Origin of the sequence: Nesterenkonia halophila (genome assembly GCF_009467795.1) — a bacterium.
Taxonomy (GTDB): domain Bacteria; phylum Actinomycetota; class Actinomycetes; order Actinomycetales; family Micrococcaceae; genus Nesterenkonia; species Nesterenkonia halobia.
Genome location: NZ_WIAX01000009.1, coordinates 132,349 through 145,543, shown reverse-complemented (window position 1 = coordinate 145,543; position 13,195 = coordinate 132,349). Strand labels below are relative to the sequence as shown.

At 71.7% G+C, this 13,195-nt stretch carries 12 protein-coding genes; 3 read left to right on the top strand and 9 right to left on the bottom strand.

Translation table 11 applies throughout. From position 1 onward, the window contains the following. Positions 1–24: 24 nt before the first annotated feature. Both moaA and GCL72_RS05120 read left to right on the top strand, forming a co-directional pair. Complete coding sequence (gene moaA, locus GCL72_RS05125; RefSeq protein ID WP_153143630.1) at positions 25–1,143, top strand: GTP 3',8-cyclase MoaA; 1,119 nt, start codon at positions 25–27, stop codon at positions 1,141–1,143. Positions 1,144–1,185: 42 nt separating this feature from the next. Continuing rightward, positions 1,186–1,506, top strand: a complete 321-nt coding sequence (locus GCL72_RS05120; RefSeq protein WP_153143629.1) for a ubiquitin family protein — start codon at positions 1,186–1,188, stop codon at positions 1,504–1,506. Between the two features lie 70 nt (positions 1,507–1,576). Here the strand turns inward: GCL72_RS05120 and GCL72_RS05115 are convergent, their stop codons facing one another. The 5 genes from GCL72_RS05115 to GCL72_RS05095 all read right to left on the bottom strand — a co-directional run bounded on the left by GCL72_RS05115 (position 1,577) and on the right by GCL72_RS05095 (position 6,195). Then, complete coding sequence (locus tag GCL72_RS05115) at positions 1,577–2,242, bottom strand: hypothetical protein (RefSeq protein ID WP_153143628.1); 666 nt, start codon at positions 2,240–2,242, stop codon at positions 1,577–1,579. Between the two features lie 148 nt (positions 2,243–2,390). After that, positions 2,391–3,689: a M16 family metallopeptidase gene (locus GCL72_RS05110; protein ID WP_153143627.1), complete on the bottom strand. Its 1,299-nt coding sequence runs from the start codon at positions 3,687–3,689 to the stop codon at positions 2,391–2,393. A gap of 134 nt (positions 3,690–3,823) precedes the next feature. After that, the gene (locus GCL72_RS05105; RefSeq protein WP_153143626.1) at positions 3,824–4,597 is read right to left on the bottom strand and encodes an isocitrate lyase/PEP mutase family protein; all 774 of its coding nucleotides are present in this window, start codon (positions 4,595–4,597) and stop codon (positions 3,824–3,826) included. A 54-nt stretch (positions 4,598–4,651) separates the two neighbouring features. Then, the gene (locus GCL72_RS05100) at positions 4,652–5,566 is read right to left on the bottom strand and encodes a TIGR01777 family oxidoreductase (protein WP_153143625.1); all 915 of its coding nucleotides are present in this window, start codon (positions 5,564–5,566) and stop codon (positions 4,652–4,654) included. After that, positions 5,563–6,195, bottom strand: a complete 633-nt coding sequence (locus tag GCL72_RS05095; RefSeq protein ID WP_153143624.1) for an SRPBCC family protein — start codon at positions 6,193–6,195, stop codon at positions 5,563–5,565. The genes GCL72_RS05100 and GCL72_RS05095 overlap by 4 nt, the downstream gene beginning before the upstream one ends. 119 nt (positions 6,196–6,314) lie before the next feature. On the opposite strand from GCL72_RS05095, the gene GCL72_RS05090 reads away from it, so the two are divergent. Continuing rightward, positions 6,315–8,534 carry a RecQ family ATP-dependent DNA helicase gene (locus GCL72_RS05090; RefSeq protein WP_153143623.1) on the top strand — a complete coding sequence of 740 codons (2,220 nt, stop codon included), beginning with the start codon at positions 6,315–6,317 and terminating at the stop codon, positions 8,532–8,534. Between the two features lie 50 nt (positions 8,535–8,584). Here GCL72_RS05090 and GCL72_RS05085 read toward each other — a convergent pair whose 3' ends face one another. From GCL72_RS05085 to GCL72_RS05070, 4 genes are all read right to left on the bottom strand, one after another. After that, on the bottom strand, positions 8,585–9,202 hold the full coding sequence (locus GCL72_RS05085; protein WP_170289563.1) for a TIGR03085 family metal-binding protein: 618 nt from the start codon (positions 9,200–9,202) through the stop codon (positions 8,585–8,587). A 58-nt stretch (positions 9,203–9,260) separates the two neighbouring features. Then, a complete protein-coding gene (gene poxB, locus GCL72_RS05080) occupies positions 9,261–10,973 on the bottom strand; it encodes a ubiquinone-dependent pyruvate dehydrogenase (protein ID WP_153143621.1) in 1,713 nt (570 codons plus the stop codon). A gap of 167 nt (positions 10,974–11,140) precedes the next feature. Then, a complete protein-coding gene (locus GCL72_RS05075) occupies positions 11,141–11,692 on the bottom strand; it encodes a hypothetical protein (protein ID WP_246161023.1) in 552 nt (183 codons plus the stop codon). Positions 11,693–12,270: 578 nt separating this feature from the next. Next, positions 12,271–13,080, bottom strand: a complete 810-nt coding sequence (locus GCL72_RS05070) for a DUF6318 family protein (protein WP_211364976.1) — start codon at positions 13,078–13,080, stop codon at positions 12,271–12,273. Positions 13,081–13,195 lie beyond the last annotated feature (115 nt).

Here is a 13,195-nt window from a genome sequence, read left to right as displayed (position 1 = left end):
GCTCAGGAGGACTAGCCTGGAGACATGCAGGAAGCCGACCCCGCGCCGAGCACATCGGCGCCGCGCGGAGGCTCGGCCCCGGTGTCGCTGGGCATGCCGAGCCTCTCCCGACCCGACGCCTCGGCGGGACTGATGGACACCTTCGGTCGCCAGGCGACCGATCTGCGCATCTCGCTGATCGACAAGTGCAATCTGCGCTGCACCTACTGCATGCCCGCCGAAGGGCTGCCGTGGCTGAGGAAGGAGCAGCTGCTCAGCGTCGAGGAGATCCGTCGGCTGGTGCGCATCGGAGTGGAGACCCTGGGCATCCGCGAGCTGCGGCTGACCGGCGGCGAACCGTTGGTCCGGGTCGACCTGGTCGACATCATCGCCGGCATCCGCGCCGACCACCCGCAGCTGCCGATCTCGATGACGACCAACGCGATCGGTCTGGAGAAGAAGGCCGCAGCGCTGGCCGAGGCCGGGCTGGATCGGATCAACGTCTCGCTGGACTCGCTGCATCACGAGACCTTCGCGCAGCTGACCCGCCGGGACTCGCTGGACAAGGTGCTCGCCGGCGTCTCCGCCGCCGCGGAGGCCGGACTGATGCCGCTGAAGATCAACGCGGTGCTGATGCGCGGTATCAACGATCAGGAGGCTCCGCATCTGCTCGACTGGGCGCTGCGGCAGGGCTTCGAGCTGCGCTTCATCGAGCAGATGCCGCTGGACGGCGACCAGAACTGGCGGCGCGACGGCACCGTCTCCGCCGCCGAGACCCGCGAGCTGCTCTCCCAGCACGTCACCCTCCGGGCCTCCGACGAGGACCGCGACGGTGCCCCGGCCGAACGCTTCGACGTCCTCGACGCCGAGGGGAACCTCCGCGGCCGGGTCGGGGTCATCGCCTCGGTCACCGAGCCGTTCTGCGCCGACTGCCGGCGCACGCGGATCACCGCCGAGGGGCGGGTGATGAGCTGCCTGTTCTCCGCCGAAGAGGTGGATCTGGTCGATCTGCTCCGCGATCCGGAGGCCGGCGACGACGACGTCGCCCAGCGCTGGGCGGAGGCGATGTGGGCCAAGCCGGCCGCCCACGGCACCGACCGGCCGGGCTTCGAGCTCGACAGCTTCCACCGACCCGGCCGGTCGATGTCGGCCATCGGCGGCTGAGGTCGCCCGGGCCATGGCTGCGACGACAGGAGGACGGCTCCGATGAGCACCGAGATCACGCTGCGGTTCTTCGCCGCCGCGGCCGAGGCGGCCGGCGCCGAGTCGCTGCGCCTGCCGCTGGAGGACGAGACGAGCCTGCCGACGCTGCGCGCGGAGCTGCCGCGGCTGCTGGCCGCCCGCGCCGCGGCGCCGTCGTCAGAGGCGCCGCCCTCGGACGCACCGTCGCTGGAGACGGTCCTGCCGCGGTGCTCGTTCCTGGTCGACGGCGTCCGGGCTCGGGCCGAGGGGTCGGCGACGACGCCGGCCGCCGTGCTGCGCGGCGGCGAGACGGTGGACGTGCTGCCGCCCTTCGCCGGCGGCTGAGCGGGCCCGCCCCGCCTGCGGCGGTCCGGGCGGTCCGTGCTGACCTCGCCTGGTCCTGAGCCTCGGCGGCTCAGTCGGCGAGGCCGACGTTCTCCTCCTCCATCGGCACGACCTCGCGGTCGCCGAGAGGCTGCTCCAGTTCGACCACGAGCGAGACCATCCGGCCTTCGGCCGTGCAGGCGTCCAGCGTGTCCTGCAGGACGCCGCGGATCGTGGCCACGCGGACGGTCTGAGCGTCCTCCTCCACTTCGGCCCGGACGCCGAAGCAGTTCTCATTGCCGCTGACCAGCAGGAACTCCAGCTCCGTAGCCTGCCGGGGCCGCTCGCCCTCCGCGGTGACGGCACGATAGTCCTGCCAGGCGATCAGCCGCTCGGAGTTCATCCCGGTGCTGGGCTCGACGATGTGGGTGCGCTCCCAGGGGTCCTGCGGCATCTCCGAGGGGAGGACCGGCTGAGCGGGGGCGCCGGAGGACTGGTCGACGTCATCCGCCGCGTCGGCCGAGGCGCTGGTCGAGCCCTCGGCCGAACCGTCGGGCGAGGCGTCGGGCGAGGCGTCGGCGGTCGCCTCGGGCGATCCGGAGGCCGAGCCGGTGGGATCGGCGTCCTCGGGCGGGTAGGTGCATCCGGCTCCGAGCGTCGCGGCCGTCAGCAGCGCCACAGTCAGGGCCCCGAGCCGGTGCCGACGCTGGGGCCGACTCCGCCGGGCGACGTCGCCGTTCGGTCGTTCCGGTCTCATCGTGTCCTCCTGGTCTGCTCAGCCGCGGCGGAGCAGACTCCGCCGGGGCTCTCTCCATCCTGGTGTCGCGCCGACCGGGCGTCCAGTCGCCGCGCCCACCTCAGCCTGCCACACCGGCCGACGACGCCGCGGTCGGCCGTGGCCTCGCTCACGGTCCGACGACGGTCGTCGCCCGCGGCGAGTCGGCGAGCCGACGCGCCACGCGGGCGACGTCCTCGGCGGTGACGGCCTCGATCTCGGCGAGCGTGTCGGAGATGTCGACGAACTCGCCGCGGACGAGCTCCGCGCGGCCCAGCCGGGACATCCGCGAGGAGGTCTCCTCCATCCCCAGCACTGTCGCCCCGCGCAGCTGGCCCTTGGCGCGGTCGAGCTCCTCGGCGTCGAGCGGCTCGGAGGCGATGCGCTCCAGCTCGCCGTTCATCACCTCGACGACGGTGTCGACCTTGTCCGGCAGGCAGCCGGCGTAGAGGCCGTAGGCGCCGGCGTCGGTGTAGGCCGCGGAGAAGGAGTAGGTGGAGTAGGCCAGCCCGCGCCGCTCGCGGATCTCCTGGAACAGCCGCGAGGACATCCCGCCGCCGAGGGCGGCATGCATCACCGACAGCGCGAAGCGGTCCTCGTCGGAGGCCGACATCCCGCGGCCGCCGAGGATGACCTGCGTCTGCTCCACGGACTTGCGGTGGTGCTCGACGCCGGTGCGCACCGGGATCTGCTCGTGGCCGCCGACGCGCAGCGAAGCCGGGTCGCGGCGGGAGGTCACGTCCCAGGAGGACTCGGCCAGCGCCGCGGAGATCAGCCGGCAGAGCTCGTCGTGGTCGAGGCCGCCGGCGGCGGTGATGACCAGCTCCTCCGGCCGGTACCAGAGGCGGAAGTGGTCGGCGACGTCGTCGCGGCTCGCCGCCCGGATGTCGTCGGCGGTGCCGCCGATGGGCCGGCCGAGCGGGTGGTCGTCCATGACCTGCTCATGGAAGCGCTCGAGGGCGACGTCCATCGGGTCGTCCTCGGCCATGGCCAGCTCCTCGAGGATGACTCCGCGCTCGGTCTCCATCTCCTCGGGATCCAGCGTCGCGGAGGTGACCATGTCGGTGAGCACGTCGACGGCCATCGGCAGGTCGCTGTCCAGCACGCGGGCGTAGTAGCAGGTGTGCTCCTTGCCGGTCAGCGCGTTGGACTCGCCGCCGACGGCGTCGAAGGCCGCGGCGATGTCCAGCGGCGAGCGCTTCGCGGTGCCCTTGAACAGCAGGTGCTCGAGGAAGTGGGTGGAGCCGTGCTGGTGGGCGGCCTCGTCGCGGGAGCCGACCGCGATCCAGAATCCGAGGGTCGCCGAGCGCTGGGCGGGCATGGACTCGGTGATGACGCGCACACCGGAGGGCAGCACGCTGCGGCGCACTGTGGTGCCCTCGTCGGCGTTCAGCACGCCCTGGGTCCGGGGATCGATGGTCACGCGCATAGTTGGCGGCACTCCTGGGTCGCGGGCGGGGCCGGGCCACGCGGGCCTCGGCCCGCCAGCCTATCGCCTCCGCACGCGACGCGCCCCGCCCGCGCTGCTCCCCGCCGACCGCGGCGCGACGCCCGGCGTCCTGCTCAGCGCCAGCCGTCGAGCAGCTGGGCGATGTGCTCGCCCGCCGCCTGCTGCAGCAGCGGACCGAAGCTGACCCGCCGGACGCCGAGAGCGGCCAGCCGGTCCAGATCCAGCTGGTCCGGCACGGCCCCGCGCTCAGGATGGGCGGTGACGTTGAGCGGCGTGGAGACGGCGGCGAGCAGCTGCTCGAGCACTGCGGTGCTCGGCACGGCCACCGGGTAGAGGCAGTCGGCGCCGGCCTCCTCCATCAGCCGCAGCCGGTGCAGCGCCTCGGCAGTCGGGTCCTCCAGGGATCCGGCGTGCTTGAAGGCGTCGGTCCGGGCATTGATCACCAGCGGCACGCCGGCCGCGTCGGCGCGGACGCGCATCCGCCGGATGTAAGCGGCGTGCTCCTCCGGGCTGCGCATCGTTCCGCGCGCATGCACGGTGTCCTCGAGGTTCAGCCCGACGGCGCCGGTCGCCAGGAGCCGGTCGACGAGCTCCTCCGGCGAGGTGTCGTAGCCGGATTCGAGATCCGCCGAGACCGGCACGTCGACGGCGCCGACCACGCGGGCGACTCCGTCGAGCGCCTCGTCGAGCGTCATCGTCTCCCCGTCGGCGCTGCCGCGGGAGTCGGCCACGGGATGGCTGCCGACGGTCAGCGCCTCGAAGCCGGCGGAGGCCACTGTCCGGGCCGACCAGGCGTCCCAGACGGTGGGCAGCACGATCGGACGATCACGGTGGTGCATCTCCTGCAGGCGGCGGGCGGCGGCGGGGGCGTGGGTCGGATGGCTCATGGATCCATGATGTCGAGGATCTCGCGTCGGGGGAAGACCGGCGGGACGGGCGGTTCACGCCGTCCGCCGGCCGAGCACGTGATGCAGCGCCTCGTCCAGAGCCCGGTGCCGGAAGGCGTGGCCGAGCTCCTCGGCGCGTGCGGCGCTGACGCGCTGGTCGGCCAGCGCCATCTCCCGCGCCCCCTCGGAGCCGAGCAGCAGCCGCGGCCCGAAGGACGGCACCGGGACGGCCGCCGGGCGGTGCAGCACGTCGGCGAGGATGCGCGCATAGCGCCGGGCCGTGACCGGTGCGGGGGCGACGGCGTTGACCGGGCCGGCGGCCTGCGGGGTGAGCACCAGGTGCACGATCAGCGCGGCGACGTCGTCGAGGCTGATCCAGCTCTGCACCTGCTGGTCGCCGAGCCGACCGCCGACGCCGGCGGCCACCAGCGGCAGCAGCTGGGCCAGCGCTCCCCCAGTCGGCGACTGCACGATCCCGGTGCGGACCGTGGCCACGCGGACGCCGGCCGCGGCGGCCTGCTCGGCCTCCTGCTCCCACCGGCGGCAGACGCCGGCGAGGAAGTCGGCGCCGGCCGGCAGGTCCTCGGTGAGCAGGTCGTGCCCATGCGGCCGGTCGGCGGCGGTCGCGCCGTACCAGCCGATGGCCGAGCCGCTGATCAGCGTCCGCGGCCCGTCCGGGCGCGGGGCTCGCCGCTCGGCCTCGGCGATCCGCCGCGCGACCAGTCGCGTGCCCTCGACGCGGGACTGCTCGACCCGGCGCTTGTGCTCGTCGGTGAAGCGACCGGCCAGCGGGTGGCCAGCCAGGTGGACGACCGCGTCGACGTCGTCGAAGGCGTCGGCGGCCAGCTCGCCGGCCGTCGGATCCCAGGGGATCTCGTCGCCGCGGTCGTCGGGGCTCGACCGCCGGACCAGCCGCCGGACCTCGAGGCCGGCGCCGGAGAGCAGCGCGCAGACCTGGGTGCCGATCATCCCTGAGGCTCCGGAGACGGCGACGACGCGCGGGCTCGTCGGACGGTCGCCCCCCCCGGGCCGGCGTCCTGCTGAGTGGGAAGGCGGCTGTGCTGGGTGTGGAAGGCCAGATCCGCGGCGGCCTGGTGGTCGCGGAAGGCCGCCTGCCGGCGCAGCTCGCCCTCGATGATCCGGTGCAGCCGGACCCGGAGGGCGCGCGGAATCCGTTCGGCGGCCGGCAGCTGGTAGGCGATCGTCTCCTCGATCCTGGTGCCGGCGCCGTCGTCGCCGATCCGCACGTCCCGACGCCAGGAGCGCATCGGTCCTTCGCTCATGACGTCGACGAATCCGCCGTCGGATCCCCGGTGCCGTCGCAGCCGCCACGGCGTGCGCGTGGGCGGAGCGGAGCCTGTGGCCAGGCGCAGCAGCCCGGCCGCCGCCGTCGCCGAGGTGCCCAGCAGTCCGGGGACGTCGGCGGCGAGGACCAGCTCGGCCCCCTCGCCGGCGTCGCCGTCGGCACCCTCCGGCTCCTGCAGCACGGCGCCGGCGAACGGCGGCATCAGGCGGGTGGTCGTCCCTGGGCGGGCGAGCCAGGCGGCGACGTCCTCGCACCGGAACGGCAGGCGGCTGGTGATCTCGACGACGGGCATGGGGTCTCCTTCGCGGGCGCCGGGTCGATGCGCGGGTGTGGCGTCCACAGTAGGGTCCGGCGCCGCGTGCGGCCAGAGGGCGGGGCCGAGCGGCCGCCAGCTGTGGCAGAGTGTCCGGGATGACCTCTGCCGAGACCGCCGGCGCCGCCGGCACGACCTCCCCCGCCCCTGCCGTGTCCGCGAGCTTCCGCGCCGAGGCGCAGGAGCGGCTCGCCGCGCTGACCGGCGGGGTGACGACCTTCCGCGACGGACAGCTGGAGGCGATCTCCGCGCTCGTCGAGCAGCGCCGTCGGGTGTTGGTGGTCCAGCGCACCGGCTGGGGCAAGTCGGCGGTCTACTTCCTCGCCGCCCATCTGCTGCGCGCCCGCGGGCGCGGGGTCAGCCTGATCGTCTCGCCGCTGATCGCGCTGATGCGCGACCAGATCGCCGCCGCCGAGCGCGCCGGAGTCCGCGCGCGGGCGGTGAACTCGGCCAATGCCCACGCCTGGGACGAAGTGCTGGCCGAACTGGCCGCCGACGAGCTGGACGTGCTGCTGATCTCGCCGGAGCGGCTGGCCAATCCCCGGTTCCGCGACGAGGTGCTGCCCGGACTGCTCTCCCGGCTGGGGATGCTGGTGGTCGACGAGGCGCACTGCATCTCCGACTGGGGCCATGACTTCCGGCCCGACTACCGGCGCATCGGTGAGATCGTGCACGCGCTGCCCGACGAGGTGCCGGTGCTGGCCACCACGGCGACGGCGAACGGCCGGGTGGTCGAGGACGTCGCCGCGCAGTTGGCCCCGGGCGGCGCCTCAGGCGGCTCCTCGGGTGCCGGCGGGTCGGGCGAGTCCTCCGACGACGCCGACGTGATGATCCTGCGCGGGCAGCTCAGCCGCGCCTCGCTGCGACTGGGCGTGCTGACGCTGCCCGACGCCGCCGCCCGCATCGCCTGGCTGTCCCAGCATCTCGGCGCGATGACCGGCAGCGGGATCGTCTATACGCTGACCGTCTCGCAGGCCGAGGACCTCGCCGCCCATCTGCGCGAGCAGGGCCACCAGGTGCTGGCCTACACCGGACGCACCGACGCCGACGAGCGCGCCGAGCTGGAGCGGAAGCTCAAGGACAACGAGGTCACGGCGCTGATCGCGACCTCGGCGCTGGGCATGGGCTTCGACAAGCCGGACCTGGGCTTCGTCATCCACTTGGGGGCGCCGTCGTCGCCGGTCTCCTACTACCAGCAGATCGGCCGTGCCGGGCGTGCCGTGGACACCGCCGACGTGCTGCTGCTCCCCGGCGCGGAGGACGTGCGGATCTGGGAGCACTTCGCCCAGGCCTCGATGCCGACGCAGGACCGCGCCGACGCCGTGCTGTCAGCCCTGTCCACTGAGGAGACGATGTCTGTGGCGCGGCTCGAGGCGATGGTCGAGATCCGCCGCTCGCCGCTGGAACTGCTGCTGAAGGTCCTCGAGGTCGACGGCGCGGCCGCCCGGGTGCGCGGCGGGTGGCTGTCCACGGGTCAGGGATGGACCTACGACGCCGAGAGGTATGACCGCATCCTGGCGCTGCGGCGGGCCGAGCAGCAGGCCATGCTCGACTATGAGGCCTTGCCCGCCGGGCCGGGTCGTCAGGACTCCTGCCGGATGATGGCTCTGGCGAAGGCGCTGGACGACGTCGACGCCGAGCCCTGCGGCCGCTGCGACGCCTGCGCAGGACCGTGGTACCCGACGACTGTGGACCAGGGCTCGGTCGGCCAGGCGAAGGCCAGCCTGGACGCCGTCGGCGTGGAGGTCCCGGCCCGCAAGCAGTGGCCCACCGGACTCGATGCCCTGGGCGTGGACCTGAAGGGCAAGTTGAGCCCCGACCAGACGGCCGAGGACGGGCGGGTGCTCGCCCGGCTCAGCGACCTGGGATGGGGCACTGCCGTGCGTCAGGCGCTCTCCGGCGACGACGGCCCGATCAGCCGCGAGCTCGTCCAGGCGGCGGTGCGCGTGCTCGCCGACTGGGACTGGCCGAAGCGTCCGGAGGCCGTCGTCGCCGTGCCCTCGCGCAGCAGGCCGCAGCTGGTGGAGTCGCTGGCCTCGGGTCTGGCCGAGATCGGACGACTGCCGTATGCCGGCACCCTGGAGCTGGTCGGTTCCGGGCCGACGTCGACGCCGGAGTCCAACAGCGCCTTCCGTGTCTCCGGACTGCTGGGCAGCTTCGCCGTGCCCGACCACCTCGCCGAGAGGCTCCCCGGCCACTCGGTGCTGCTGGTCGACGACGAGATCGTCTCGCGCTGGACGCAGACACTCGCCGCCCGCGAGCTGCGTCGCGCCGGGGCGGAGTCGGTGCTGCCCTTCGCGCTGGGACTGCGGGGCTGAGCGAGGCCGACCGGACGACGGAATGACTGGAGCCGTACCCGACGCGGCGGTCACACCTCGCGCACGGTCACATCGGCGACCTGTCCGCGACCGAAGGCCCGGAGCACCAGCTCGCCGGGCGCGCCCTCGACGATCTGCAGCGGATCGCGCCGTCGGCCGTGGGTCACCGCGCCGAAGCCGGGGCTGACCCACGCCACCCGTAGATGCTGCGAGCGCGCGGCGGCCAGGAACAGCGTCTTCGCCGCGAACGACCAGAGCCGGGCCTCCACCGCCGGGTCGAGATCGCGCCGGCACGAGGGCGTCTCGGCCCCGGCGCGGAGCACGTCCTCGGCATGGACGAAGAACTCCAGCGTGTTCATCGCCTCGTCGAGGGAGCCGATCCGGGCCGGCGACCAGCGCGGCGCCCCGGCGGCGAAGCGCTCGAGCAGGTCGCTGAAGTCCAACACACCCTCCGCCGGCGGCTCGCCGCGGAAGTGCGCGCCGGGCGTCGGGATGCGGCGTCGAGCCAGCAGATCCAGGTGGCCGTCGCGCATGACCAGATGCGCGGCGAGGTCCTGAGCGTCCCAGCCGGCGCAGAGCGTGGGCGCCTCAGGGCCGGCCTCCTCCAACGCCCGGGCCAGGACCGCACGTTCGACGGCGGCGGTGGTCGTGCGGGCGGCGGACGTCATGGGGCTCCTCATCTGTGGGGTCTGGTCGGGCTGCTCTCGGTGCCGGCCAGGGGCGGGATCAGAACAGCTGCCGGGCGTTGTTCCGGGCCAGGTCGATCAGCTCGTCGCCGCGGCCGGACATCACGGTGCGGATGGCGTAGAGCGTGAAGCCCTTGGCCTGCTCGGCGGTGATCGTCGGCGGCATGGACAGCTCCTGCCGCTCGGTGGTCACGTCCAGCAGCGCCGAGCCGTCGTGGGCGAGGAACTCCTCGACCGCACCCGGCAGCTCTGCCGAGCTCTCCACCCGGATGCCGCGGATGCCGGTGGCCTCGGCGACGTCGGCGAAGTTCGGGTTCGCCAGCTCGGTGCCGTAGTTGACGAAGCCGGCGGCCTTCATCTCCACCTCGACGAAGTTCAGCGAGGAGTTGTTGAACACCACTGTCTTCACCGGCAAGTCATGTTGGGTCAGGCTCATCAGCTCGCCCATGAGCATCGCCAGCCCGCCGTCGCCGGCCATGGCGATGACCTGGCGGTTCCTGTCCACCGACTGCACGCCAATCGCCTGCGAGACCGCATTGGCCATGGAACCGTGGGCGAAGGAGCCGATGAGCCGACGGCGGCCGTTCATGGTCAGGTAGCGCGAGGCCCAGACCACCGGCGAGCCGACGTCGGGCAGGAAGACGGCGTCGTCGGCGGCCTGTTCGTCGATCAGCCGCGCGAGGTACTGCGGGTGGATGGTGCGCTTCGACGGGCTGGCCAGCGAGTCCAGGTCCTTGCGGGCGCGACGGTAGTGCTTGGTCATCGCGTCCAGGTGCTTGGAGCTGCGGTGTTCGCTCAGCCGCGGCAGCAGCGCGTCGAGGGTCTCGGCCACTCCCCCGACCAGGCCGACGTCGACGCGAGCACGGCGGCCGATCTGCTCGCCGCGGATGTCGACCTGGACGACCTTCGCGTCCGGATAGAACTGCTGGTACGGCAGGTCCGAGCCGAGCACCAGCAGCGTCTCGGCATCCTCCATGGCGTGATAGCCGGAGGAGAAGCCCAGCAGGCCGGTCATGCCGACGTCGTAGGGGTTGTCGTACTCGATGTGCTCCTTGCCGCGCATGGCGTGGACGATCGGCGCCTGCAGCCGCTCGGCGGTCGCCAGCAGCTGGTCGTGGGCGTCGGCCGCACCCGCCCCGGCGAGGATGGTGACCTTGCTGCGCTCGTTGAGGATCTCGGCGGCGGATTCCAGCTCGGTCTCGGCAGGGACCGTGGTGGAGAGCGCCGGGCGGATGGCCTCCGGTTCGGCCTCGATCTCCTGCAGGGCGACGTCGCCGGGGATGACCAGCACGGCCACCCCGCGCTTCTGGATGGCTTCGCGCATGGCCACGCGCAGCAGCCGGGGCATCTGCTCGGCGGTGGAGACCTGCTCGACGTAGACGCTGCACTCGCGGAAGACCTCCTGCGGGTGGGTCTCCTGGAAGTAGCCCGAGCCGATCTCCTCGCTGGGGATGTGGGCGGCGATGGCCAGCACCGGGGTCCGCGAGCGCTGGGCGTCGTAGAGGCCGTTGATCAGATGCAGGTTGCCCGGCCCGCAGCTGCCCGCGCAGACGGCGAGCTCGCCGGTGGTCTGCGCCTCGGCGCTGGCGGCGAAGGCGGCGGCCTCCTCGTGGCGGGTCTGGACCCAGTCGAGGGTGCCGGCGACGCGCAGCGCATCGGTGAAGCCGTTGAGCGAGTCGCCGGGGATCCCGTAGACCCGCTGGACTCCGGAGGCGTGCAGGGTGTCGACGATGTTCCGCGCGACTGTGGGCATGACATCTCCTGTTCTGGAAAGACTCCCGGCCGCCGCGCCCCTGATGCGACGCGACGGTCGCCTGCTGGCGAGTCTATGCCGGGGCCGGTGAGTTGGCCATGAAGTGCCTCACCGGGGAGGGAGAGGTCTGGCACGCGGTTGTCGTCGCGCGAACCGGCTCTCGAGCCTCAGTTCGCCGAGCCGATCCAGTTGCCGTTCTCGTCGTACTGATCCTGATAGATCTTCGGCGGACGGTCTGTGGACGGATCGAACTGCACCGGCCCGTTGCAGCCCCACTGGTCCTGCGACTCGCAGGCGCCGGAGACCCAGCGGGAGTTCTGGGTCCAGATGTCGGCCTCGCCGGGTGACGATTCCACGCTGATACTGCCCGGAATGCCCGCCCATTCACTGCCGTCGAAGCGGTACTGGCCGATGAACTCGGTGGTCACCGTGACCTCGAAGAGCCCGGTCTCCTCATAGACATGCGAGGTAGGGGTCTTGAAGTCCATTGTGTTGATCTTCTCGCCGGTGCCGTCGTAGTCCGACAATGGGCCACCCGGCTCATACGTCATCCGCGATGTGCCGTCGCCGTATGTCCAGTAATAGGAGGCCGGAATGGCGCGCAGCTCCATGGTGGCGTCGAGGACCTCACCAGAGGTCGTCTGGGTGCCCACGTCGGCGTAGATGTTCGTGTGCCGCCCCTTATAGCCGAAGCCCAGCAGATCAGGCTCGAACTGCACAGATGCAGGCTCGAGGGACATCTCCACGAATTCCTCCCGAGCAACAGTGACAGGCTCAGGATCAGCTGACTGTTCGTCTTGCTCAGGTTCCGGTTCAGGGCCCGTCTCACAGATACGCCTCGGGACATCCAGCGGCTCGTTCGGCGCTGTGCACCCCGGCCCGCCATTCAAGTCGATGCACGCGGAGTCGGGGACCGCACCTGCTAAACACGTATTGCTTTTTTCATAGGTGACTTCCTCGCCCGGATCCCCCTCGTTCTCTGGACCCCCGGCACCTGGCTGATTAGCAGGTCCGCGAACGTCATCGGCCCCCTCGGGCTGTCCACGGCCCTGATTATCGGAGCCGCCCCCACCTTCCGATTCTTTCTCGTCCGAATCCACGAAACCGTCAGTCGTCGGTGCTTCACACTCTTGCGCGCCCCCGGTGAGGGAGCCAGCAGAGTCGTCCTTGCCGGCGGTCTGCTTGTACTCACATTTGTCTGCGGCGTCAGAGGCCAACACCCCCTGCAGGGCGATAGGTGCCACGAAGCATAGAAGAATCGCCAGGGCGGTGCCGAGAAAACCAGGAGCTGGCCGAATCAGGAGAGATCGCACCCTTCGTCCTCACCCTCTGTACAAAGGTGGCTCAGATCCTCCCCGACCCACCGGCCATCTGCATACGCGAACTTCGCACCCCATCTTTGGACACTGGAATCGTCTTCGGCCTGCGTGGGAGAGTCTTCCGAGTAACTGATGAACGTCCCACCGCCCAAGATGAAGTAGCCCTTGTACGAACCATCATCCTGCTCGACGAGAGCCATGTCCTTGATCTCGTACTCATCCTGATGCCACCAGCCGCCTTGGTCATAGACGCCTATGGTGTGCTCGACTCGCGCCTTGCAGTAGTCGCATGTCGACATCGACATCTTGACCAGTGACGACGTGTCGCCGGTGTTCCGTGCGTAGGCATACAGCTCCCACCAGTACTCCAGCGCCGCCTCGGCTCCCTCGTTACTTTTCTCAGTGATCTCCTCCGGAGCCTCGGGCTCGGGCCAGTTCTGGGCGGGTCCGTCCGACGACGCCGGAATCGGCTCACCCGAGCCGTCGGAGACGCCCTCGCCGGCGCTGCCACCGCTCGACTCGCTCGAAGAGCCGCCCGACGGCCCGTCGCTCGACGAGGCCTCCTCATCAGAGCCGCCGTCGGCGCTCTCGCTCGCCGAGGCGCTTGCGCTCGGCTCCTCGGAACCGGCCTGACCTTCCTCCTCAGGAGACCCGCCGCAGGCGCTGAGCAGCAGCGCGCCGGCAAGACACGCGGAGACGGTCCGCTCCGCCCCGTCATGTTCAGAACTCCCCGTCCAGTTGGGCTGGGAATTGAGAACTGGACGAGGCGGGACGGTGCCCCCGCCCAACTGGACGGGGACAAGCGGCGCCCACACGGACCACCGGCCCCACCGCCTCGCGGACCCACCCCACCACCCCGATGTTCCGTCGCTCACGAAACTTTTAGACTGACCAGTCAGTTCA